Annotated in this window: 21 protein-coding genes; 8 read left to right on the top strand and 13 right to left on the bottom strand. The window is 65.0% G+C overall.

Annotated features, from left to right (window positions below; genetic code table 11):
• Positions 1-55 precede the first annotated feature (55 nt).
• Positions 56-214, bottom strand: coding sequence for a YqaE/Pmp3 family membrane protein (locus tag E6B08_RS02340; protein ID WP_009681539.1), 159 nt, complete (start codon positions 212-214; stop codon positions 56-58).
• A gap of 150 nt (positions 215-364) precedes the next feature.
• Entirely contained in the window at positions 365-1,645 is a 1,281-nt protein-coding gene (locus E6B08_RS02335) for an aspartate aminotransferase family protein (RefSeq protein ID WP_136912610.1), read from the bottom strand.
• A 210-nt stretch (positions 1,646-1,855) separates the two neighbouring features.
• Here E6B08_RS02335 and E6B08_RS02330 point away from each other — a divergent pair, with 210 nt between their 5' ends.
• Complete coding sequence (locus E6B08_RS02330; RefSeq protein ID WP_136912609.1) at positions 1,856-2,743, top strand: LysR family transcriptional regulator; 888 nt, start codon at positions 1,856-1,858, stop codon at positions 2,741-2,743.
• A 231-nt stretch (positions 2,744-2,974) separates the two neighbouring features.
• Here E6B08_RS02330 and E6B08_RS02325 read toward each other — a convergent pair whose 3' ends face one another.
• The 9 genes from E6B08_RS02325 to bioB form a co-directional block, all read right to left on the bottom strand.
• Positions 2,975-4,753, bottom strand: coding sequence for an acyl-CoA dehydrogenase C-terminal domain-containing protein (locus E6B08_RS02325; protein WP_136912608.1), 1,779 nt, complete (start codon positions 4,751-4,753; stop codon positions 2,975-2,977).
• A gap of 136 nt (positions 4,754-4,889) precedes the next feature.
• Entirely contained in the window at positions 4,890-6,173 is a 1,284-nt protein-coding gene (locus E6B08_RS02320; RefSeq protein WP_136912607.1) for a sensor domain-containing diguanylate cyclase, read from the bottom strand.
• 244 nt (positions 6,174-6,417) lie between these two features.
• On the bottom strand, positions 6,418-8,223 hold the full coding sequence (locus E6B08_RS02315) for a phenylacyl-CoA dehydrogenase (protein ID WP_136912606.1): 1,806 nt from the start codon (positions 8,221-8,223) through the stop codon (positions 6,418-6,420).
• Between the two features lie 302 nt (positions 8,224-8,525).
• Positions 8,526-8,822 carry a pyrroloquinoline quinone biosynthesis protein PqqE gene (locus E6B08_RS02310; protein WP_136912605.1) on the bottom strand — a complete coding sequence of 99 codons (297 nt, stop codon included), beginning with the start codon at positions 8,820-8,822 and terminating at the stop codon, positions 8,526-8,528.
• 147 nt (positions 8,823-8,969) lie between these two features.
• Positions 8,970-9,650 carry a dethiobiotin synthase gene (bioD, locus tag E6B08_RS02305; protein WP_136912604.1) on the bottom strand — a complete coding sequence of 227 codons (681 nt, stop codon included), beginning with the start codon at positions 9,648-9,650 and terminating at the stop codon, positions 8,970-8,972.
• 9 nt (positions 9,651-9,659) lie between these two features.
• Positions 9,660-10,478: a malonyl-ACP O-methyltransferase BioC gene (gene bioC / locus E6B08_RS02300; RefSeq protein WP_136912603.1), complete on the bottom strand. Its 819-nt coding sequence runs from the start codon at positions 10,476-10,478 to the stop codon at positions 9,660-9,662.
• The gene (locus E6B08_RS02295; protein WP_136912602.1) at positions 10,471-11,202 is read right to left on the bottom strand and encodes an alpha/beta fold hydrolase; all 732 of its coding nucleotides are present in this window, start codon (positions 11,200-11,202) and stop codon (positions 10,471-10,473) included. Before E6B08_RS02295 ends, bioC begins: the two co-directional genes overlap by 8 nt.
• Positions 11,195-12,367 (bottom strand): 8-amino-7-oxononanoate synthase, encoded by a 1,173-nt coding sequence (gene bioF, locus E6B08_RS02290; protein WP_136912601.1) that lies wholly within the window; start codon positions 12,365-12,367, stop codon positions 11,195-11,197. Before bioF ends, E6B08_RS02295 begins: the two co-directional genes overlap by 8 nt.
• Before the next feature lies 1 nt (position 12,368).
• Entirely contained in the window at positions 12,369-13,427 is a 1,059-nt protein-coding gene (gene bioB / locus E6B08_RS02285; RefSeq protein WP_136912600.1) for a biotin synthase BioB, read from the bottom strand.
• Between the two features lie 88 nt (positions 13,428-13,515).
• Here bioB and E6B08_RS02280 point away from each other — a divergent pair, with 88 nt between their 5' ends.
• The 4 genes from E6B08_RS02280 (at position 13,516) to rarD (ending at position 17,138) form a co-directional block, all read left to right on the top strand.
• Positions 13,516-14,253: a ComF family protein gene (locus tag E6B08_RS02280; protein ID WP_136912599.1), complete on the top strand. Its 738-nt coding sequence runs from the start codon at positions 13,516-13,518 to the stop codon at positions 14,251-14,253.
• 30 nt (positions 14,254-14,283) lie between these two features.
• Positions 14,284-15,048: a TOBE domain-containing protein gene (locus E6B08_RS02275; RefSeq protein ID WP_136912598.1), complete on the top strand. Its 765-nt coding sequence runs from the start codon at positions 14,284-14,286 to the stop codon at positions 15,046-15,048.
• A gap of 163 nt (positions 15,049-15,211) precedes the next feature.
• Positions 15,212-16,186, top strand: coding sequence for a serine/threonine protein kinase (locus E6B08_RS02270; protein WP_136912597.1), 975 nt, complete (start codon positions 15,212-15,214; stop codon positions 16,184-16,186).
• Between the two features lie 64 nt (positions 16,187-16,250).
• A complete protein-coding gene (gene rarD, locus E6B08_RS02265) occupies positions 16,251-17,138 on the top strand; it encodes an EamA family transporter RarD (protein WP_136912596.1) in 888 nt (295 codons plus the stop codon).
• Positions 17,139-17,233: 95 nt separating this feature from the next.
• Here rarD and E6B08_RS02260 read toward each other — a convergent pair whose 3' ends face one another.
• A complete protein-coding gene (locus E6B08_RS02260) occupies positions 17,234-17,752 on the bottom strand; it encodes a glycine cleavage system protein R (protein WP_136912595.1) in 519 nt (172 codons plus the stop codon).
• A 345-nt stretch (positions 17,753-18,097) separates the two neighbouring features.
• Here E6B08_RS02260 and E6B08_RS02255 point away from each other — a divergent pair, with 345 nt between their 5' ends.
• Positions 18,098-20,275, top strand: a complete 2,178-nt coding sequence (locus E6B08_RS02255) for a malate synthase G (RefSeq protein ID WP_136912594.1) — start codon at positions 18,098-18,100, stop codon at positions 20,273-20,275.
• A gap of 132 nt (positions 20,276-20,407) precedes the next feature.
• Here E6B08_RS02255 and E6B08_RS02250 read toward each other — a convergent pair whose 3' ends face one another.
• The gene (locus E6B08_RS02250; RefSeq protein ID WP_136912593.1) at positions 20,408-20,851 is read right to left on the bottom strand and encodes a response regulator; all 444 of its coding nucleotides are present in this window, start codon (positions 20,849-20,851) and stop codon (positions 20,408-20,410) included.
• 213 nt (positions 20,852-21,064) lie between these two features.
• Here E6B08_RS02250 and E6B08_RS02245 point away from each other — a divergent pair, with 213 nt between their 5' ends.
• Both E6B08_RS02245 and E6B08_RS02240 read left to right on the top strand, forming a co-directional pair.
• Positions 21,065-23,002 carry a putative nucleotidyltransferase substrate binding domain-containing protein gene (locus E6B08_RS02245; protein ID WP_136912592.1) on the top strand — a complete coding sequence of 646 codons (1,938 nt, stop codon included), beginning with the start codon at positions 21,065-21,067 and terminating at the stop codon, positions 23,000-23,002.
• A complete protein-coding gene (locus E6B08_RS02240; protein ID WP_136912591.1) occupies positions 22,999-23,709 on the top strand; it encodes a PolC-type DNA polymerase III in 711 nt (236 codons plus the stop codon). Before E6B08_RS02245 ends, E6B08_RS02240 begins: the two co-directional genes overlap by 4 nt.
• Positions 23,710-23,958: the final 249 nt, after the last annotated feature.

Raw genomic sequence — 23,958 nt, 5'->3', positions numbered from 1 at the left:
GGACCTGTAGGAGCGGCCTCGTGCCGCGATGGGGCGCGAAGCGGCCCCGGCAATCTCAACGCTTGGCGATGATGTACACCGCGTGCACGATCCCAGGAATATATCCCAGCAGGGTCAGCAGGATATTCAGCCAGAACGCCCCGCCGAAGCCCACCTGGAGAAACACGCCAAGCGGCGGCAGGATGATGGCGATGATGATGCGGATGAAGTCCATGCGTACAGCTCCTTTGAGGGGTTTCAACAAAGACTAGCCGCGCACCGCAGAGGTTCCACCGCCTGAACGCCAGGCAAAAAAATGCCCCGAGCCAAATTGATCGACCCAGGGCGGTGCGCAGAAACGCAAGACGGTTCGGTTGAATTCGGATCAGGCCGGGACTTCCCGGCGGTTGTGCTGCTTGGCGTGCAGCCGGGCGAACGCCCGGGCCAGGCGCAGGAGCATTTCGTCGATGTTGCCGCGGCTCACGGTCAGGGCCGGCGAGAAGCGCAGCACGTCCGCTTGCGGGGCATTGAGCAGCAAGCCTTCGTGCAGCGCAGCCTGCACCAGCGCCGGGGCGATGTGCTCGCGCAGTTGCAGCGCCCACAGCAGCCCCTGCCCACGCACCTCACCCTGGCCATAGCGACCGGCCAGGCGGGCCAGGCCCTCGCGCAGGTGGCGGCCACTGTCCTGCACCTGCTCGAAGAAGCCGGTGTCCAGCACGGTGTCGAGCACGGCCAGCCCGGCTGCGCTCATCAATGCATTGCCGTGATGGCTACCCTCCAACTCACCTGGCTCGGCGCAGCAAGCGCTACCACGGGCCAGCAATGCCGCCAGGGGCACGCCACCGCCCAGGCCCTTGCCGAGGGTAATGATGTCGGCGCGCACGCCATAGGTCTGCTCGGCGAGCAACGCACCGCAACGGCCAATGCCGGTCTGCACCTCGTCGAGGATCAGCAGGATGCCCAGCTCGCGGCACAGCTTCTCCACGCCCTGCAGGTACTCACGGGCAGCCGGGATCACGCCGGCTTCGCCCTGGATCGGCTCGAGCATGATCGCCACGGTGCGCGAGTCGACCTGCGCATGCAGCGCCGCCAGGTCGTTGAACGGCACCTTGCTGAAACCCGGCAGGCCCGGCTCGCAGCGGTTGCACGGGAGCGGGTCGGAGGCCGACAGCGCGCCCAGGCTGCGGCCATGGCAGCCCTGGGTGGCGGTGATGATGTGATAGGCGCCGTTGCGGTGCAGTTGGCCCCATTTACGCGCCAGCTTGATCGCCCCTTCACAGGCTTCGGCGCCACTGTTGAGCAGGTAGGCCTGGTCGCTGCCAGTGCTCTGGCACAGGCGATTGACCAGCGCCAGCAAACCACGGCTGTGGTAGCCCGCGCCTGGGTTGATCAGCGCCTGGGCCTGGTTGCCAAGGGCCTTGACCAGTGCGCTGGGGCTGTGGCCAAGGCTGTTGACCGCACCGCCCTGGGTGAAATCCAGGTAGGCATGCCCCTGATCGTCCCACAACCACGACCCCTGGCCACGCACGAACACGTGCGGGGCACGCTCGCTGCCAGGCATCAGGCGCTCACGCGACAACGGCGCCACATCCGCCTGGATGACCGGCGCACGCTGGGGCTCGGCGACCGCGGCAGGAGCCGAACGGCGCAGGTTGAACAGGTTCATGGGGGCTCCAACCAATCACGGTAACGGGCGCTCGGGGCCTGGTCTTGTGCCGGCGCCCGATGATTTTGCCCTGCCTATCAAAAGTGTTGCTCAGCGCCGGTAACAATCGCCTGCTGTGGCGCTGTAACCCTTTGCTATACGGCGATAGACTAGGCTTCCAGGGCGCTTGCGGCCATTCCGTTTTTCCAGCTTTTTCGATAAGTGTTTCTTATGGATTTTCGCCAACTGCGTTATTTCGTCGCGGTCTATGAAGAAGGCCACGTCGGCCGCGCCGCGGAGCGCCTGTCGCTGTCCCAACCCGCGCTGTCGCAGCAGATCCGCCAGCTCGAACACAGCCTCGACCTGAGCCTGTTCGAGCGCAGCAACAAGCGCTTGTTGCCGACGCTCGCCGCCCACACCCTGTACAACCATGCCCAGCCGTTGCTCGACGGCCTGCAGCGCGCCCACGAAGCCATGCGCAACTTCAAGGGCCAATCGGTGCGCACCCTGGCCATCGGCGTGCTGCAGACCGTACGCCCGGGCCTGGTGCCGCAACTGCTCGAGCGAGTACGCAAGGCCCAGCCGCATCTGGTGGTACAGATCTACGAACTGTCGGGGCTGGAAATCGAACGGCGCCTGCTCAACGGCAACCTCGACATCGGCATCAGCTACCTGCCGCCGCGTCAGCCGGGGCTGCATGGCTTGCTGTTGTACGAAGATGAGTTGCAGCTGGTCATTCCGGATACCCACCCGCTGAAGGACTTCAAGAAGGTATCCATTCGTCAGGCGGCAGAGCTGCCGATGCTGATGCTCGGCGAGGAGTTCCAGATCCGCCAGATCTGGAAGGAGCAACTGGCCAACCAGGGGCGCAGGCCCCAGGTGCAGGCGGAGATGAACAACATGGCCGGCATTCTCGACAGCCTGTCGCACACGGCCCTGGCGACCATCCTGCCTGGCCGGGCCAAGGAGGCCGCCGAGGATGACCAGGGGCTGCTGTGGAAGCCGCTGAGCGAGCCGCGGGTGCCGCTCAAGGTCGGCCTGGTGTTCCGCGATGCCCAGCGCCAGCAGGCCTCGGTGGAGCTGCTGCGCAATCTGCTGGAAGAGGAAGTGCTCGGCTAAAACACGCGCACAAAGAAAACCCCGCCGAAGCGGGGTTTTCCAGACTGTTTCCCTATGACATCCCTATCGCCCCACCTTCCTGGCAGGCATCCTTCGTTGTCCCTGTTCTGTCCTTTGCGCTTCCTGCGCGACGTCCATGTAAGAAAGATTAACCGTGGATCCAATCTCAGAACAGTGGCGAATAGTCACCGCGTCATGTAGGAAAAAGCTTACACAGCCACGCCGCATGCCTTAGAACTGCTCGGCATCCAGCAGGTACAACGACTCGCTGCCCGCCTTCACCGACGCCACCAGCGAATCGACCCGCGGCAGCAGACGGGCGAAGTAGAAGCGCGCCGTGCCCAACTTGGCCGAGTAGAACGCCGCGTCGCCTTGGCCCTGGCTGGCGGTGCGCGCCATCAATGCCCACATGTAGGCATAGGCCACATAACCGAAGGCGTGCAGGTACTCCACCGAAGCCGCGCCGATCTCGTTCGGGTTGCCCTTGGCCTGGTCCAGCACCCAGTCGGTGAGCGCGTCGAGCTGGTCGAGGGCCGCCGCCAGCGGTCGGGTGAACTCACCGGCCTCGCTGCCGGCACTGGCGATGAACTGGCGGATCTCCTCGGAAAACAGCCGGTAGTACGCGCCCCCACTGGCCACCACCTTGCGGCCCATCAGGTCCAGCGCCTGGATGCCATTGGTGCCTTCGTAGATCTGCGTGATACGCACGTCGCGCACCAGTTGCTCCTGGCCCCATTCGCGGATGTAGCCATGGCCACCGAACACTTGTTGGCCGTGCACCGCGCACTCGAGGCCAAGGTCGGTGAGAAACGCCTTGGCCACTGGCGTCAGCAACGCCACCAGCTCCTCGCTGCGCTTGCGAGTGGTGGGGTCTTCGCTGTACTTGGCGCTGTCGAGTTGCATCGCCACGTAGGTGGAAAACGCCCGGCCACCCTCGATCAGCGCTTTCATGGTCAGTAGCATGCGTCGCACGTCGGGGTGGACGATGATCGGGTCAGCCACCTTGTCCTTGGCCTGCGGGCCGGTAGGCGAGCGGCTTTGCAGGCGATCGCGGGCGTATTCCACGGCGTTCTGGTAGGAGCGCTCGGCCGACGCCAGGCCCTGGATACCGACGCCCAGGCGCTCGTAGTTCATCATCGTGAACATGGCCGCCAGGCCCTTGTTCGGCTCGCCGACGATATAGCCCACCGCCTCGTCGAAGTTCATCACGCAGGTGGCCGAAGCCTGGATGCCCATCTTGTGCTCGATCGAGCCGCAGGTTGCCGGGTTGCGTGCACCCAGGCTGCCATCGGCATTGACCAGGAACTTGGGCACCAGGAACAACGAGATGCCCTTGGGCCCGGCCGGCGCATCCGGCAGCTTGGCCAGCACTAGGTGGATGATGTTCTCGGTCAGGTCGTGTTCGCCGCCGGTGATGAAGATCTTGGTGCCACTGACCTTGTAGCTGCCGTCGGCCTGCGGCTCGGCCTTGGTGCGGATGATGCCGAGGTCGGTACCGGCATGGGGCTCGGTCAGGCACATGGAGCCGGCCCAGACGCCGGCGTACATGTTCGGCAGGTACTGCTGCTTGAGCGCTTCGCTGGCGTGGGCATTGATCGACAGGCAGGCCCCGGCGGTCAGCATCGGGTACAGGCCGAAGGCCAGGCTGGAGGCATTGACCATTTCTTCGACCTGGGCCGAGATCGCCTTGGGCATGCCCATGCCGCCGAACAGCGGGTCACCGCCCACGCCGACCCAGCCACCCTCGGCGTAGGTGTTGTAGGCATCGATGAAGCCGGCCGGGGTGCGCACGGCGCCGTTGTCCCAGTGGCAGCCTTCTTCGTCGGCAGCGCGGCTGAGCGGCGCGATGGTGCGGGCGGTGACCTTGCCGGCCTCCTCCAACACCGCCATCGCGGTGTCGGCGTCTACCGCCTCGGCCAGCGCGGGCAATTGCGCCCACAGCTCGGCCACGTTGAAGACTTCATTGAGAACGAAGCGCATGTCGCGCAGGGGCGCTTTATAGTCAGCCATGACAACCTCTCGCTGGTGGGGTCGGGCGGTTCGGGCAACCGCGGCACGGATTTGAAATCCAGAATTTGAAATCCAGTGTAACCGACAAACTTTTACGAGACATAGGGTCATCACCCGACCGTACAGTCAGTTTCGGTCACGCCATGCGAACCGCACCACGCAGCGATTGCTGGCCGTACATCATCACGCAGTTACGCCCCGCCCCCTTGGCGCTGTACAGCGCCTGGTCGGCGGACTTGAGCACCTCGTCGGGGTTGCGGTGATCGACCAGGCGCTCGGCCACGCCGATGCTGATGGTGACCGATACCGTGCCGTTGCCATTGCCGCTGCGCCTTTGCCGCCCGGCGCTGTCGTCCTGCGGACGGCTGTTCTGGTCGCGCAGTTGCATGGCATAGTTGGCGATCACCTCGCGCACGGCCTCCAGGTGGGGCAGGCATTCGTCGGCGGTCTTGCCGGCGAATACCAGGGCGAACTCCTCGCCACCATAGCGGTAGGCGCGCCCGCCGCCAGTGACCTTGGCCAGGCGGCTAGCGACCAGGCGCAGGACCTGGTCGCCGACATCATGGCCATGGGTGTCGTTGAATTTCTTGAAGTGGTCGACGTCGGTCATGGCGATCACGTAGTTGCGGCCAAGACGCTGCATGCGCTCGTTCAGCGCACGGCGACCGGGCAGGCCGGTCAACTCGTCGCGGAAGGCCATCTGGTAGGCCTCGTGGGACACCGCGGCGGCGATCATCAGCATCACCTGGCTGCACATGATGTTCAGGGTGAAGGGCAGGATGAAGGTCTTGGGCAGCATCCAGAAGATACCGATCAGGCCGATCACCTGCGCCGCGTGCAATGGCCGGGGCTCGCGCAGGTACTGCACCACCAGCAGGATGAACACCACCAGGAACAGCGGGTAGACCATCTGGATCAGGCTCATCCACTGACCATGCAAGGCCGGCCAGCGAATTTCCGCCAGCCATGCCAGCACGGCGTCCGGGAAGCTTTGCTCCAGCGCCAGGGCCACACTGCCCACGGCGAACAGCACGGCGAACCGGGCCAGCAGGTCCTGGGCCAGGTGGGTCCGCTCCTGCCAGGCGCCGAACAGGCCGTACAACGCCGGCAGCAACAGGCACACCAGGTGGAAGATCACTGCCGCATCCTCGCGAACCCGGCCGTTGTCGCGGTAGTAATCGGTCTGGGTATCGAGCAGGAAGTAGGCGATGTACACCGTGACCATCAGGAACAGTTCACGCTGGCGGCGATACACCGCGCAGTAGGCGCCGCCCAGCAGCAGCACCAACGTCGGCAGGACGTTGAACAGGGATGTGAAGAACACGCTCAGGTCCCTCACATAGGCCGCCGCGAGGCCCGCCAGCAACAAGAACAGCGAAGGCAGGAAATGACTCGCACGGACAGCATTTAGATGAAACAAGGGAATCTCCGACCCGGCAGATCAATAATGGCATTGTGCCCTTACTTCATCGGCAGCACACGTGAATAGATGAATATGTTGCTGGGTTAACGGCAGCGGGTTGGCTCGGCTTGAGGTTTTTCTGCGCGATCGATCGCCGGCACGTCGGCGCCTGCTGGAGGTGCGAGACTTGGCCGGTCGCCAAAGCGCAAAAAACCCGCCTGCCGGTGAGGGCAGGCGGGTTTCGCTACAACCGAAGCAGGGCTTAGATGGAGAGACCGAAGTCCTCTTCCTTCATCGACATCAGGTTGCCGGCGCCCGACAGCATCGCGGCCACGTGGGTGCGGGTGCGTGGCAGGATGCGCTGGAAGTAGAAGCGTGCGGTCTGCAGCTTGGCGGTGTAGAAGCCCTCCTCGCTGGTGCCGGCGGCAAGCTTCTCGGCCGCCAGGCGGGCGATGTCGGCCCAGAAGTAGGCCAGGCAGGCGTAGCCGGAGTACATCAGGTAATCCACCGATGCAGCGCCCACCTCCTCGCGGTCCTTCATGGCGGCCATGCCCACTTTCATGGTCAGCTCGCCCCACTCCTTGTTCAGCGCCGCCAGTGGCTCGACGAACTCCTTGACCGCTTCATTGCCTTCCTGGGCCAGGCAGAACTTGTGCACGATCTTGGTGAAGCCCTTGAGCGCCTCGCCCTGGGTCATCAGCACCTTGCGCCCGAGCAGGTCGAGGGCCTGGATGCCGGTGGTGCCTTCGTACAGCATGGAGATACGGCTGTCGCGCACGTTCTGCTCCATGCCCCATTCGGCGATGAAGCCGTGGCCGCCGTAGATCTGCACGCCGTGGTTGGCCGACTCGAAGCCCACCTCGGTCATGAATGCCTTGGCGATCGGCGTCATGAACGCCAGCAGAGCATCGGCCTTCTTGCGCTCTTCCTCGTCCTGGCTGTACTTGACGATATCGACTTGCTTGGCGGTGAAATAGACCATGGCGCGGTTGCCTTCGGCGAACGCCTTCATGGTCAGCAGCATGCGCCGCACATCCGGATGGACGATGATCGGGTCGGCGGCTTTTTCCGGTGCCTTGGGGCCGGTCAGCGAACGCATCTGCAGGCGCTCGCGGGCGTATTTCAGGCCACCCTGGAAGGCCACCTCGGCATGGGCCAGGCCCTGCAAGGCGGTGCCCAGGCGCGCGGTGTTCATGAAGGTGAACATGCAGTTCAGGCCTTTGTTGGCCGGGCCGATCAGGAAGCCGGTGGCGCCGTCGAAGTTCATCACGCAGGTGGCGTTGCCGTGGATGCCCATCTTGTGTTCGAGCGAGCCACAGCTCACGGCGTTGCGCTCACCGACGCCGCCTTCGCCGTTAGGCAGGAACTTGGGCACGATGAACAGCGAAATGCCTTTGGTACCGGCCGGTGCATCCGGCAGGCGAGCCAGGACGATGTGCACGATGTTGTCGGCCATGTCGTGCTCACCGGCCGAGATGAAGATCTTGGTGCCAGAAACCTTGTAGGAACCGTCAGCTTGCGGCTCGGCCTTGGTACGCAGCATGCCCAGGTCGGTACCGCAGTGAGGTTCGGTCAGGCACATGGTGCCGGTCCACTCGCCGGTGACCAGCTTGCTCAGGTAGGTGTCCTGCTGCTCGGCAGTACCGTGCGCCGACAAGGTGTTCATCGCGCCATGGGACAGCCCCGGGTACATGCCCCACGACCAGTTCGACTCGCCGACCATCTCGCTGATGGCCAGGCCCAGCGACTCCGGCAGGCCTTGGCCGCCATGCTCGACGTCATGCGCCAGGCTCGGCCAGCCGCCTTCGACGAACTGCTGGTAGGCCTGCTTGAAGCCGGTCGGCGTGGTCACGCCCGACTCGCTCCAGGTGCAGCCTTCGAGATCGCCGACGCGGTTCAGCGGTGCCAGCACCTGCTCACAGAACTTCGCGCCTTCCTCGAGGATCGCGTCGACCATGTCGGGCGTGGCGTCCTGGCAACCCGGCAGGCTCTGATAGTGCGCCTCATAGCCGAGCAGCTCGTCACGGACGAAGCGAATATCACGCAAGGGGGCTTTGTAATCAGGCATTGCGATGAACCTCTGTAATGAGTCCGGTGGGGAGACCGCAGGTACCAACCAGCTCTTGCCGGCTTTCGGTCAAACAGTTGTTTGAAACTTACGTTTAGCTCCGTTCGATGTCAAGCCGGCACGCTGGTGCCATTTGTGCCGGGGAAGATGTCATTGTTGCCACGCCGTTTCAGGACAAACAGCAAAACCCCTGTAGGAGCGGGTTTACCCGCGAAAGGGCCCTTCCAGACATACAGAAGTGTCTGAACTGACGCATTCGCGGGTAACCCGCTCCTACAGGGGTCGGCGGTGATTTAGGTGGATCAGGCGTAGGTATCGATGAAACGCCCAAGCATTTCGTCGGAGGCCTTGGCGACGCTCACGCCAAGTTCGACCTCCTGCTTGCCAAGCGCCATCTGCACGGTATCGGTGGCAAGGTCCAGTTGCTGGCTGCGGTCGACCGAACGCAGGCGCTCGGCCTGATAGTCGCTGGACTGGCTGGTGGCGGCGCGCTCGACCGTGGCATTGGCGATGTTGCTCGCGGCCTGGTCGACCCGCTGCTGGCCGCTCTGGATGGCGCTGAGGCCGGCGTAGTAGGCAGTGCTGCCGGTGATTTCCATGTCAGGACTCCAATGACACTGGCTGTGAACAACGGCAATTAAAGCAGGCCAGGGGAGAAAAGACCCGTTTAAATCCCTAATGGCTCAGTGCCATCTGATAGGCAAGGGGTATTCCTGTACCCGCGAAAGGGCCGGGGCAGGAACCTGCTAATCCAGAAGATCCAGCTGCAGGTGCTCGGCCACCGAGTCCGCGTTGGCCTGCTTGAGCTTGGGCACACGCCCCAGGCAAGGTGCCGGCAAGCGCTCGGCCAGGCTCGCCAGGTTCTCCTCCAGCCGCGAAGTGCGCGGCTCGATGATGTTCGCCACCCAGCCGGCCAGTTGCAGCCCATCGCGCTCGATCGCCTCGGCGCTGAGCAAGGCATGGCTGATGCAGCCCAGGCGCACGCCAACCACCAGGATGACCGGCAAGCGCAAGGCGATGGCGAGGTCGGAGAGGTTCTCCAGCCCCGACAACGGCACGCGCCAGCCACCCGCGCCCTCGATCAGGGTGAAATCGGCATTTTGTTGCAGCACGTTACGCATTGCCGTCAGCAGGGCTGGCATGGCAAGCGTGACCCCCGCCTCACGCGCCGCCACATGGGGTGCGATGGCGGGCTCGAAGGCGAACGGATTGACCTGTTCATAAGGCAGCTTGATCGTGCTTTCGTCGATCAGTGCCTGGGCATCGCTGTTACGCAGCCCTTTGGGCGTCATCGTGCAGCCCGACGCCACCGGCTTCGCGCCCAGCGTGCTCAGCCCCTGCAAACGCGCCGCGTGCAGCAAGCCCGCAGCGATGGTGGTCTTGCCCACATCGGTATCGGTCCCGGCGATGAAATACGCTTGAGTCATCTCAATCCCTCACAGCAATGGCTTGCGCATCACACCATAGACCACCTGGTAGGTGGCTGGCAGCCCTTGCTCCTGGCGAAACGCCTCATACGCTTGCAGCAATCCCTGCATGCGCGCGCGACCGGTCAGGCCCGATGGCCGTCCGGGGTTGAGGTTGTGTGCCCCCAGCGCCTTCAGCTCGTGGGTCAGGCTGCGAACGTCGGGGTAATGCAGCACATGGGCCCGACGTTGCAGCTCGAGCTGTTGCAGCCCACTGGCGGCGCATAGGCGCTGGTAGTCCTCGAAATGGCGGAAGCGATTGACATGCACCATGCCATCCACCGCCTGCCAGCTCGCCCGCAGTTCGTCGAGGGTGCCGACACACAGGCTGCTGAACGCCAGTACGCCACCAGGACGCAGCACCCGCCGGGCCTCCGCCAGCACGCTGGCGAACTGGCTGCACCACTGCACGGCCAGGCTGGTGAACACCAGGTCGACACTCTCGTCGCGAAGCGGCAGGCGCTCGGCATCCCCGGCCACGTGGTAGCGCGCGCCACCCTGCACACCACGGGCATGGCGCAGCATGCCTTCGGCGATATCCACGGCCACACCGCTGCCCTGCGCATAGCGCTCGGCAAGTGCCCGGCTGAAAAAGCCGGTGCCACTGCCCAGGTCCACCCAGCACGAGGGCTGCAGGTCTTCAGGCAGCTGTTCGAGCAGGCTCACGCCGACTGCGCGCTGCAGGGCCGCGACGCTGTCGTAGCTGCCTGCCGCGCGTGAAAAAGAAGCCGCCACCTGGCGCTTGTCCGGCAACGTGCCGGGCAGGGTCGGACGGGAAAGGTCAGTCATCGCCACTCTCATGCAGGAAACTCTTGATACCCGTAGCCAGTTCCTGTGGGTATTCCAGCAGGAACGCGTGGGAACTGTCTTCGACCAGGCCGACTTCGACATCCGGCAACAACTCGCTCAATGCCTTCGCCGCGCCAGGCGGCACCAGCGCATCGCTGCCGGCGAACAGGTGCAACTGCGGGCCGGCGTAGGCCTCCAACGCGGCGCGGGTGTCCAGTTGGGCCAACACTTGCAGGCCGGTCGCCAGGTACAGCGGATCGGTGTCCGGCACCCCCACGCCCAGTTGCCGCAGCAAGGTGCGCGGCTGCTGCGCGCCGTCGCTGCACAGGGTGCGGAAACGCTTGAGGGTGACCTGAGTGTGACTGCGGCAACCATCGAGGAAAGTCCCGAAGGTGTCTTCGGCCATGCCGTGGGGCCAGTCCGGCCGCGCCACGAAACTCGGATTGCTGGCCAGCGTCAGCAGGCCACAGCAATGGTCGCCGCGCTTGCGCGCCAGTTCGCTGGCGAGCATCCCGCCGAACGACCAGCCGCCAAGCCAGGCATCGGTGGGAAGATGCCGGTCGAGGTGATCGACCCAGGCCTGCACGTCGGCCTCGGCCAGCTCCGGCAGTGCCATCAGGTCGACCCGCAGGCGCGCATCCTGGGCCCGCAGGCTGGCGGCCAGTGGCTCCAGGGAAGCAGTGCCCAGCCCCCAGCCGGGCAATAGAATGACTCGGTTACGCATCGGCGGACTCCAACGGTGGATAACACTCGGCCAATGCATTCAACAATAGCTGCACCTGCGCCTCACTGTGCGCGGCGGTGAGCGTGACGCGCAGCCGTGCGCCGCCAGCGGGCACGGTCGGCGGGCGAATCGCGGTCACCAGCAGGCCGCGCTCGCGCAGCATCTGCGACAGGCGCAACGCCTGTGCGCTGCTGCCGATCAGGATCGGCTGGATCGGCGTAGGGCTGTCCATCAGCTGCAGGCCGATTTGCTCGGCGCCCTGGCGGAACTGGCGGATCAGCGCGGCCAGGTGTTCGCGGCGCCAACGCTCGACGCGCAACAGTTCCAGGCTTTTCAAGGTGGCGCAGGCCAAGGCCGGCGGCTGGCTGGTGGTGTAGATGTAGGGCCGGGCGAACTGCACCAGCGCCTCGATCAGTTCATCGCTGCCGGCGACGAACGCACCGGCGGTGCCGCAGGCCTTGCCCAGCGTACCGATCAACACCGGCACCTGGTCGATACCCAGGCCAAAGTGCTCGACGATACCGCCGCCATTGGCACCCAGCGTACCCAGGCCATGGGCGTCGTCGACCATCATCCAGGCGCCATGGGCTTGCGTCACCTCGGCCAGCGCCGGCAAATCGGCCAGGTCGCCGTCCATGCTGAATACGCCATCGGTCACCACCAGGGTGTTGCCGCTGGCCTTGGCCAGGCGGCTCTGCAGGCTGGCCGCATCATTATGCAGGTAGCGGCTGAAGCGGGCACCGCTGAGCAAACCACCGTCGAGCAGCGAGGCATGGTTGAGGCGGTCCTGCAGCACCGTATCGCCCTGCCCCACCAGCGCGGTGATGGCGCCGAGATTGGCCATGTAGCCGGTGGAGAACAGCAGCGCACGCGGGCGCCCGGTCAATTCGGCCAAGGCTTCCTCGACCTGGTGATGCGGGGTGCTGTGGCCAATCACCAGATGCGAGGCGCCACCGCCCACCCCCCAGCGCTCGGCACCGGCCTGCCACGCGGCGATCACCTCGGGGTGGTTGGCCAGGCCCAGGTAATCGTTGCTGCAGAAGGCCAGCAACGGCTGGCCATCGACGACCACCTGCGGCCCTTGCGGGCTCTGCAACAGCGGCCGCTGCCGATACAGGTCCGCGGCGCGCCGTTCGGCCAGGCGCGCCGACAGGTCGAAGGCCATGTCAGGCGCTGGCTGCGTCGTAGAACAGCTCGCTGCTGCGTTGCTCGACCAGGGCCTGCTCGATCGCGGCCTGGTGCACTTCGTCGGCATGCTCCTCACGCGCTTCGGGCTTGATACCCAGGCGGGCGAACAGCTGCATGTCCTTGTCGGCCTGCGGGTTGGCAGTGGTCAGCAGCTTCTCGCCGTAGAAGATCGAGTTGGCCCCGGCCATGAAGGCCAGTGCCTGCATCTGCTCGTTCATCTGCTCACGACCGGCGGACAGGCGCACGTGCGATTTGGGCATGAGGATACGGGCCACCGCCAGCATGCGGATGAAGTCGAACGGGTCGACATCCTCTTCCTCGGCCAACGGGGTGCCGGCGACCTTGACCAGCATGTTGATCGGCACCGACTCCGGGTGCTCTGGCAGGTTGGCCAGTTGGATCAGCAGGCCGGCACGGTCGTCCAGCGACTCGCCCATGCCAAGGATGCCGCCGGAGCAGATCTTCATCCCCGCATCGCGCACGTAGGCCAGGGTCTGCAGGCGCTCGCCGTAGGTGCGGGTGGTGATGATGCTGCCGTAGAACTCCGGCGAGGTGTCGAGGTTGTGGTTGTAGTAGTCCAGGCCGGCCTGGGCCAGGGCGGCGGTCTGCTCCTGATCGAGCTTGCCGAGGGTCATGCAGGTTTCCAGGCCCATGGCCTTGACCCCTTTGACCATCTCCAGCACGTAGGGCATGTCCTTGGCCGAAGGGTGTTTCCAGGCGGCGCCCATGCAGAAGCGCGTCGACCCGATGGCCTTGGCCCGGGCGGCCTCTTCCAGCACCTTCTGCACTTCCATCAGCTTCTGTTTTTCCAGCCCGGTGTTGTAGTGGCCGGACTGCGGACAATATTTGCAATCCTCCGGGCAAGCGCCGGTCTTGATCGACAGCAGCGTCGAAACCTGCACGCGATTGGCGTCGAAGTGCGCGCGGTGCACGGTCTGCGCCTGGAACAGCAGGTCATTGAACGGTTGCTGGAACAGCGCCTTGACCTCGGCCAGGGACCAGTCGTGACGTGTTGTTGCAGTTGTGCTGGCGCTCATCGGCGTTTCCTTGTTTAGGCTGTAGCTGGCGCCGACACGGAAAACCCGCCAGCGCATCACGGATAGCTCGCATAGTCATGGAAGGCCTATGAACTGTCAACCACACCTTAAAGCACTGGTTTACAAGTGTACAAATAGCAACCAATACTGTTTGCTCTGCGACGCGCTCGCCGAACAGCCCTACCCGCTCTGCATCGCCTGCGAGCAGGAGCTGCCCTGGCTGGAGGAACAATGCCTGCGCTGCGCTTTGCCCCTGCCGCTGGCCGGCCTGACCTGCGCCCAGTGCAGCCGCCGGCCACCCGCCTTCGACCAGGTCGTGGCGCCCTGGCACTACGGTTTTCCGCTTGACACCCTGATCAGCCGCTTCAAGCACAACGGCCAATGGCCCTTGGGCCGCTTGCTGGCCGAAATGCTCGGGCATGCACTGCGCCACCGCTACGCTGAAGGCCTGCCTCGCCCACAACTGCTGCTGACCGTGCCGCTGGCCAGGCGCCGGCTACGCGAGCGGGGCTTCAATCAAGCGGCGATGCTGGCGCGCTGGCTGGCGAGCCAACTGTCGCTCAGCTGTGACCAGAGCATGCTGCTGCGCACCCGCGACACGCCTGCGCAGCAGAGCCTGGATGCCCGCGCCAGGCAAGGCAATCTGCGCGGGGCCTTCGCACTGGCGCCAGGGCACCTGCTTACCGATAGACACGTTGCCCTGATCGATGACGTCATGACCACGGGGGCGACGGCGCGGGCCATCGCCGAGTTGTTGCGCAAGGCCGGAGCGCGCCGGGTCGATGTGTACTGCCTGGCGCGTACGGCAAAGCCTGGCCATGTATGATTGCTCATCGAACCCTGACCCGTGCCGCCCATGTCCTTGCCTTCACTGCTTACCCAGCACATCGCCCGCCGACCACAGCGCATCGCCCTGCTCCAGCACATCGCCGAGCAAGGCTCGATCACCCGCGCCGCCAAGGCCGCCGGCATCAGCTACAAAGCTGCCTGGGACGCCATCGACGAGCTGAACAACCTGGCCAGCCGCCCCCTGGTCGAGCGCAGTACCGGTGGCCGCGGTGGCGGCGGCGCGCAGCTGTCGGCGGAGGGTGAACGGGTGCTGCGCCTCTACCAGCGGCTGCAATCCTTGCAAACACAGATGCTCGAAGCCGCCGAGCAATCCAGCGACCTCGACCTGCTCGGTCGCCTGATGCTGCGCACCAGCGCCCGCAACCAGCTGCAGGGCCAGGTCAGCGGGCTGCGCCGCGAGGGCCGGCATGATCGGGTGAGCCTGGCCTTGGCCGGAGGGCTGGAGATCGATGCGCTGATTACCCACGACAGCACCTCACGCCTGGAGCTGACCCTGGGCACCACGGTGGTGGCCTTGCTCAAGGCGGGCTGGGTGCAGGTGCTGGGGGTTGGAGATGTGCCCGAGGCGGGCAGCAATGTGCTGGGGGCGACGGTCGAGCAGGTGTTGGCGGATGCCCAGGGCCCGAGTGAGGTTCGGCTGGCGTTGGGCAATGGGCAGACGCTGTGTGCGTTCGCCGAGGCGGATTGGCTCCAGAGCCAGGCGGTGGTCGAGGGCAACGAGGTTCGGGTTCAGTTTCATCCATCCTTTGTTTTGCTGGGGGTGCCGGCGTAAGTTGTCTGTACCGGCCCTTTCGCGGGCAAGCCCGCTCCTACAGGGACGGCGGTGATCGTGTAGGCGCGGGCTTGCCCACGAAAGGGCCGGCACAGCCACCAAGGCCCGCCCCCTGGAATGCGCTACCATGGCCCCCGAAGCCGCCCGCCCCTTCGGAGCCATCATGTCCCACCCCTTCGACACCCTCACCCCCGACCTGGTCCTGGACGCCGTGGAAAGCATCGGCTTTCTCAGCGACGCCCGGGTCCTGGCCTTGAACAGCTACGAAAACCGCGTCTACCAGGTGGGCATCGAGGAGGCACAGCCGCTGGTCGCCAAGTTCTATCGCCCCGGCCGCTGGAGCGATGCCGCGATCCTCGAGGAGCACAGCTTCACCGCCGAACTCGCCACCCATGAAGTTCCGGTGGTCGCGCCGCTGCAGCACGAGGGCCAGACCCTGTTCGAGCACCAGGGTTTTCGCTTCACCCTGTTTCCCCGCCGCGGCGGCCATGCGCCCGAGCCCGGCAACCTCGACCAGCTCTACCGCCTCGGCCAATTGCTCGGCCGCCTGCATGCCGTTGCCGCAACGCGCCCGTTCGAACATCGCGAGGCGCTGGCTGTGGACAACTTTGGCCACGCATCGCTGAACACCTTGCTCGACGGCGGCTTCGTACCCAAGGACCTGCTCCCTGCGTTCGAGTCCGTGGCGCGTGACCTGCTCAAGCGGGTCGAGGACGTCTATGCCCGCACCCCGCACCAACTGATCCGCCTGCACGGCGACCTGCATCCAGGCAACCTGATGCACCGCGACGAGGTGTACCACGTCGTCGACCTGGACGACTGCCGCATGGGCCCTGCCGTACAAGACCTGTGGATGATGCTCGCCGGCAGCCGCGAGGAACGCCTCGGGCAACTGGCCGAGCTGATCGATGGCTACAACGAATTCCATGACTTCGACCCACGCGAACTGGCCTTGATCGAACCGCTGCGAGCCCTGCGCCAGTTGCACTACAGCGCCTGGTTGGCGCGGCGCTGGGACGACCCGGCATTCCCGCCGAGCTTCCCCTGGTTTGGCCAGCCGCGCTACTGGGGCGACCAGATCCTCGCCCTGCGCGAGCAGATGGCCGCGCTCGACGAAGCACCGCTGAAATTGTTCTAGATCGCTACACCCGTCTGTCTACAATAGCTGTCGCTCCACCTCGGCTATCAAGCAAGGATTCTGCATGCAAGCTGCAAACCCGCGTCGCGGGTACCTCCTGGGCCTCGGCGCCTATATCATCTGGGGGCTGTTTCCCCTGTACTTCAAAGCGATCCAGAGCGTCCCGGCGGTGGAAATCATCGTTCACCGGGTGCTCTGGTCGGCACTGTTCGGCTCGCTCCTGCTGCTGGTGTGGAAACACCCCGGCTGGTGGCGCGAGCTGCGCGAGAACCCCCGCCGCCTGGCGATCCTGGCACTCAGCGGCACGCTGATCGCCGGCAACTGGCTGACCTACGTGTGGGCGGTGAACAACGATCGCATGCTCGAAGCCAGCCTCGGCTACTACATCAACCCGCTGGTCAACGTGCTGCTGGGCATGCTGCTGCTCGGCGAACGCCTGCGCCGCCTGCAGTGGTTGGCGGTGATCCTGGCGGCCCTGGGCGTGGCGCAGCAGGTGTGGCAGGCAGGCAGCCTGCCGTGGGTTTCGCTGGTGCTGGCGCTGAGCTTCGGTTTCTATGGTCTGATTCGCAAGCAGGCGCCCGTCGCCGCCCTGCCTGGGCTGGTGGTGGAAACCTGGATGCTGGTGCCGCTGGCCCTCGGCTGGCTGCTGCTCAACCCTGGCGCGATGAGCGCCCAGGGCGCCTTCTACACCAGCAGCGAAGCGCTCTGGCTGATGGCCGCAGGTCCGGTCACGCTGGTGCCGCTGGTGTGCTTCAACGCCGCCGCCCGACATTTGCCGTACACCACGCTGGGCTTCCTGCAGTACCTGGCACCGACTCTGGTCCTGCTGCAGGCGGTACTGTTGTTCGACGAGCACCTGTCGTCCAGCAGCCTGGTGGCCTTCGTATGCATCTGGGCGGGCCTGGCGATCTATAGCGTGGACGCGTGGTCGAACCTGCGCAAACGCGCCTGATCAAAAAACGATCAAACCTCTGTAGGCCACGCGCTTCGTGGCCTGCAGAAACATCTCCAAAGGTTATCCACACCCTCGTCCCCGCGCTTTGTGGATCAATCCTCAGGCCGCAGCGTCAACTCCACCATCAGGTCATCGGCCAGGCCTTCGAGCTTTTGCTGCAGGTCCTCCAGCGACAGGGTCAGCGGTAGCGCCAGCAGCGCATCGGCATGGAACAACGGCTCGCTGCTCATCGGTGCCGGGCGCACCTCGGTGGTGAATCGCTCCAGGTTCACGCCCTGGTCGGCCAGCAGTCGGGTGATGTCGCGCACGATGCCTGGCCGGTCGTTACCCACCAACTCCATGGCAATCGGCTTCCAGGTGCAGGAGGGCTCGATGCCGCTTTCGGCGATCAGAACGCGGATGTCGTATTTGCCAAGCGCCTGCAGCGACTCGACCAGCTCGTCGTAGTTTTCCGCCGGCACCGCCACCCGCAGGATGCCGGCGAACTGCCCGGCCATGCGCGACATGCGGCTCTCCAACCAGTTGCCACTGTGGTCGGCGATGCACTGGGCGATGCGTTCGACCTGCCCGGCCTTGTCGGGGGCGATCACGGTCAATACAAGATGATCCACAAGCCCTTCCTCTGTGTCGGGCCGCGCGAGGCGACGGAATCCGGGGGATCGGTTCAGTATAGGCAAGGCGCGGCAACCTGCCGCAGGACAGTCCGCTTGACTAATCGTGTACTGTTTCAAGATTTATCTGGAACAATCCACACGTTTTTTGCGAACATACCCACTCCCAGCGTGACCCAACGCGACCAAACGGTCGCACAACGACGCTTTTGGTCTGGTATTCCCCTGCCTGCCGCTTCATGTAGTATGCGGCGGCGTGGACTACAAAACGTCGTTCGATGTTAAAGAGAAGCGCTACAGGCTTAATACAAGTAGAGCGAATAGCTGAGCAGAGTGAGGCAAGCAATGACTGGATACGTTCAAGTCGGTGGCCTTCAGGTCGCCAAGGTCCTGTACGACTTCGTCAACGACGAAGCCATTCCGGGGACCGGCATCGTCGCCGAGCAGTTCTGGGCCGGTGCAGAGAAGATCATCAACGACCTCGCTCCAAAGAACAAAGCCCTGCTCGCCAAGCGCGACGAGCTGCAAGCCAAGATCGACGCCTGGCACCAGGCGCGCCAAGGCCAGGCCCACGACGCCTCGGCCTACAAGAGCTTCCTCCAGGAAATCGGCTATCTGCTGCCACAAGCCGACGATTTCCAGGCCACCACGCAGAACGTGGATGAAGAAATCGCCCTCATGGCCGGCCCACAGCTGGTAGTGCCGGTGATGAATGCCCGCTTCGCCCTGAATGCCGCCAACGCCCGCTGGGGCTCGCTCTACGACGCCCTGTACGGCACCGACGCCATCAGCGACGCCGGCGGCGCCGAGCGCGGCCAGGGCTACAACAAGGTCCGCGGCGACAAGGTCATCGCCTTCGCCCGCGCCTTCCTCGACGAAGCCGCGCCACTGGCCGCAGGCTCGCATGTCGACTCCACCGGATACCGCATCGAGGCGGGCAAGCTGGTCGTCGCCCTCAAGGGCGGTAGCAACACCGGCCTGCGTGACGACGCGCAATTGATCGGCTTCCACGGCGATGCCGCCGCGCCGACCGCCGTGCTGCTCAAGCACAATGGCCTGCACTTCGAGATCCAGGTCGATGCCAGCACCCCGGTAGGCAGCACCGATGCCGCCGGCGTGAAGGACATCCTGATGGAGTCGGCCCTGACCACCATCATGGACTGCGAAGACTCGGTCGCCGCCGTCGACGCCGATGATAAGGTCATCGTCTACCGCAACTGGCTGGGCCTGATGAAAGGCGACCTGGCCGAGCAAGTGAGCAAGGGCGGCAAGACCTTCACCCGCACCATGAACCCTGACCGCGAGTACGCCGCGCCCAATGGCGGCAGTGTCACCTTGCATGGCCGTTCGCTGCTGTTCGTGCGCAACGTCGGCCACCTGATGACCAACCCGGCGATCCTCGACGCCCAGGGCAACGAAATCCCCGAAGGCATCCAGGACGGCCTGTTCACCAACCTGATCGCGGTGCACAACCTCAACGGCAACACCACGCGCAAGAACACCCGTAACGGCAGCGTGTACATCGTCAAGCCGAAGATGCACGGCCCCGAGGAAGTGGCGTTCGCCGCCGAGATCTTCAGCCGCGTCGAAGACCTGCTGGGCTTGCCGCGCAACACCGTGAAGGTCGGCATCATGGACGAGGAGCGCCGCACCACGGTCAACCTCAAGGCCTGCATCAAGGCCGCCGCCGAGCGCGTGGCGTTCATCAACACCGGCTTCCTCGACCGCACCGGTGACGAAATCCACACCTCGATGGAAGCCGGCGCCGTGGTGCGCAAAGGCGCCATGAAGAACGAGAAGTGGATCGGCGCCTACGAGAACAACAACGTCGATATCGGCCTGGCCACCGGCCTGCAAGGCCGCGCCCAGATCGGCAAGGGCATGTGGGCGATGCCCGACCTGATGGCGGCCATGCTCGAGCAGAAGATCGCTCACCCGCTGGCCGGTGCCAACACCGCCTGGGTACCGTCGCCGACCGCTGCCACCCTGCACGCCCTGCACTATCACAAGGTCGACGTGCAGGCGCGCCAGCGCGAGCTGGCCGGCCGTACCCCGGCGTCGGTCGACGACATCCTGGCCATCCCGCTGGCGGCCGACACCAACTGGTCCGCCGACGAGATTCGTAACGAGGTGGATAACAACGCCCAAGGCATTCTCGGCTACGTGGTGCGTTGGATCGACCAGGGCGTGGGTTGCTCGAAGGTGCCGGACATCAATGATGTCGGCCTGATGGAAGACCGCGCCACCCTGCGCATCTCGGCGCAGTTGCTGGCCAACTGGCTGCGCCATGGCGTGATCAGCCAGGAGCAGGTGCTGGAAAGCCTCAAGCGCATGGCCGCGGTGGTCGACAAGCAGAACGCCGGCGACGCCCTGTATCGCCCGATGGCGCCGAACTTCGACGACAACGTCGCGTTCCAGGCAGCGGTCGAGCTGGTGCTCGAAGGCGCCAAGCAGCCCAACGGCTACACCGAGCCGGTGCTGCACCGCCGTCGCCGCGAGTTCAAGGCGCGTAACGGGTTGTAAGTCACCTCTACGACAAGGGGCCGCTTTGCGGCCCAATCGCGACACAAGGCCGCTCCCACCATCACACCGCAGGGTTTGTTGGGGGAGCGGCCTTGTGTCGCGATTGGGCTGCAAGGCAGCCCCCGTTGTGGATCACTCCAGCCTCAATTCCTTCTTCACCAGCCCCAGCAATTTCCCCAGATCCACCGGCTTGAGCAGAAAATCCACCACGCCCAGGTGCATCACATCCACCGCCTCGCTCACATCGGTGTCGCCCGACACCACGATGATCGACAACGCCGCCCGTTCCGACTCGCGAATCTGCCGGATCAGCTCCAGGCCATCACTGGGCGCCATGCGCAGATCGGTGATCATCAGCGCGATGCGCGGCTCGTAGTGCAACTTGAACATTGCCTCCTGCGCGCCATCGGCGGTCATGCAGTCGATGCCCCGGCTTTTCAGGTAGAGGCTAAGCGCTTCGGCATTCACCGGATTGTCGTCCACCACCAGCACCACCGGCCTGGGCGAGACGGGCGCGCTTACCCCGGCCAGTGCCTCGCGTTCAGCGTCACTCAGGATGTCGTCATGCTCAACCATGGATCGTCTCGTCAAAAAAAGAACTCGCTCATGGGTAGGACCACAAAACCCGGCTAACCCTGTTCGCCTTTCGTCGGGTCTTTGACAGCGCCATTCATAGACTTACGTCCAATGGGCACCAGTGGGCGGCGGACCGACCATGGAGGTCGAAAACAACAAGGCCGCACCTATATATAGATATATATAGTTCGGCGTAGCGATACGGTCGGTTTCATGAGCAAAAAGGACGCCTACAGCCAGGCGGGCAGGACGGCGGTACTGCAGAACATCCAGGGCACCCTGCAGTTCCTGCAACGCTTTCCACCGTTCAACCAGATGGAGCACAACCACCTGGCCTACCTGGTGGAACAGTGCCAGCTGCGCTTCTATGCCAGCGGCGAAAGCATCATCAAGCCCGCCGACGGGCCGGTGGAGCACTTCTACATCGTCAAGCAGGGCCGGGTCGTGGGCGAGCGCCAGCACCTGGTCAAGCCAGGGGTGGAAACCACCTTCGAGATTGCCAGCGGCGAATGCTTCCCGCTGGCTGCGCTGCTGGGCGAGCGCGCCACCCGCACCGAGCACCTGGCCGGCGAAGACACGTTCTGCCTGCAGTTGAACAAGACCGCGTTCATCCACGTATTCTCGTTGTCGGAGGCGTTTCGCGACTTCGCCCTGCGCGGGGTCAGCAGCCTGCTCGACCAGGTCAACCAGCAGGTGCGCCAGCGCGCCGCCGAAACGCTCGGCACGCAATACTCGCTGAACACCCCGCTGGGCGAGCTGGCCATGCGTCATCCAGTGGTCTGCAACCCGGATACGCCGCTGCGCGAAGCGGTGCGGCTGATGCACGAGCAACAGGTCGGCAGCATCGTGGTGGTCGATCCGCAGCGCTATCCGTTGGGGATCTTCACCCTGCGCGACCTGCGCCAGGTGGTGGCGTCGGCGGATGCCGAGCTGGGCGCGCCCATCGACCGCCACATGACCGCCAAGCCGTTCTACCTGAGCCCCCAGGCGAGCGCTTTCGATGCCGCCATGGCGATGACCGAGCGGCACATCGCACACGTATGCCTGGTGGAAAACCAGCGCCTGTGCGGCGTGGTGTCCGAACGCGACCTGTTTTCGCTGCAACGGGTCGACCTGGTGCACCTGGCCCGCACCATCCGCCATGCGCCACGCCTGGAGACGCTGGTATCGCTGCGCGGCGAGATCGGCCAATTGGTCGAACGCATGCTCGCCCATGGCGCTTCCTCCACGCAGATCACCCAGATCATCACCCTGCTCAACGACCACACGGTCTGCCGGGTGATCGAGCTGGCCCTGGCCGAGCGCGGCGACCCAGGCGTGCCGTTCACCTGGTTGTGCTTCGGCAGCGAGGGACGCCGCGAGCAGACCCTGCACACCGACCAGGACAACGGCATACTCTTCGAGGCCCAGGACAGCCAGCAGGCCGAAGCCATTCGCGCCCGCCTGCTACCGCTGGCGCAGTACATCAACCAATGCCTGGCGCAGTGCGGCTTCACCTTGTGCAAAGGCAACGTCATGGCCGGCAACCCCGAGCTGTGCCTGTCGCGAGCCGAATGGGCGCGGCGGTTCGCCGGTTTCGTCCGCGAGGCCAGCCCGGAAAACCTGCTCGGTTCGACCATCTACTTCGACCTGCGCGTGGTCTGGGGTGACGAACAGGGCTGCGAACAACTGCGCCAGGGGCTGTTGCAGCAAATTGCCGACAACCGCTTGTTCCAGCGCATGATGGCCGACAACGCGCTGCGCCAACGCCCGCCGGTGGGGCGCCTGCGCGACTTCGTGCTGACCCGCCAGGGCAATGACAAGGCCGCTACCCTCGACCTCAAGGTGCAGGGCCTGACGCCCTTCGTCGATGGCGCCAGGCTGTTGGCCCTGGCCCACGGTATCGGCGCCTGCAATACCCTCGAGCGCCTGCGCCAGCTGGTCGCCAAGGGGGTGATCGACGCCCTCGATGGGGCGGCCTATGAAGAGGCCTACCACTTCATCCAGCAGACGCGCATGCAGCAACACCAGCGTCAGACGCGTGACAACCTGCCCTATTCCAACCGCCTCGACCCGGACAGCCTCAACCATCTGGATCGGCGCATCCTGCGTGAAGCGCTGCGCCAGGCTCAACGCCTGCAAAGCAACCTGGCGTTGCGGTACCAGCTATGAACCTGTTCGCCTGGCTACGTCCCAGCGCGCCGCCCCTGGGCGAGCCACTGCGCCAGCGCCTGGAGCGATTGCCCAGGCCGAAGCCGCTGGGCGTGTGTTCGCTGCGCGAACAGCGCTGGGTGGTGCTCGACCTGGAAACCAGCGGCCTCAACCCGCACCGCGACCAGGTGCTGTCGATCGGCGCGGTGGCCATCGCCGATGGCGCCATCGACTTCGCCCAGCAGTTCGAGCGGACCTTGCACCGGCCAAGCCAGAAGGCCAATGCCAGCACGCTGATCCACGGCCTCGGGCCGAGTGCCCTGGCCGCCGGCTGCGACCCGGCCGAAGCGCTGCTCGACCTGCTCGACTTCATCGGTGACAGCCCGGTGCTGGCATTTCATGCGGCGTTCGATCAACGCATGCTGGCCCGTGCCTTGAAGCAAAGCCTGGGCTTTCGCTTGCAACAACCGTGGTTCGATGTCGCCGAGCTGGCACCGATGCTCAACCCGGACACCGTGTTGCGCGAGGCCAGCCTGGACGACTGGGTGGCGCGCTTCGGCCTGCGGGTCGACGAGCGCCACCACGCCAGCGCGGATGCCCAGGTGACCGCGGAGCTGGCCTTGATCCTGTTCAGCCAGGCGCGCCGCCAGCAGCTCGACAGCCCGTTGCAGTTGGAGCAGCGCTTGCGTGGGTGGCGGCGACGCAAGGTGCAGGGGCATGGCCTGTGAAAGCCATCGACCGCTGCGCAGGCAGCCCTCCCCCACAGGTACGACCCCGACCCTGGCAGCAACGAAGATCCTGTAGGAGCGGGCTTGCCCGCGAAGCGGACACCGCGGTACATGGCACCGGCTACGCCGGTGTTCGCGGGCAAGCCCGCTCCCACACGGTACGCAGCCGACTCGCCGCGAAAAGCCGCCCCTGTGCAATTGCATGGTGGCAACCCGATAAGCGTCCATTGCGCCAACACCCCCGCCTCT

It is taken from the genome of Pseudomonas putida (assembly GCF_005080685.1).
Classification (GTDB): Bacteria; Pseudomonadota; Gammaproteobacteria; order Pseudomonadales; family Pseudomonadaceae; genus Aquipseudomonas; species Aquipseudomonas putida_V.
The sequence above is the reverse complement of the archived record's forward strand: the minus strand, read 5'-3'. Positions and strand labels throughout refer to the sequence as shown.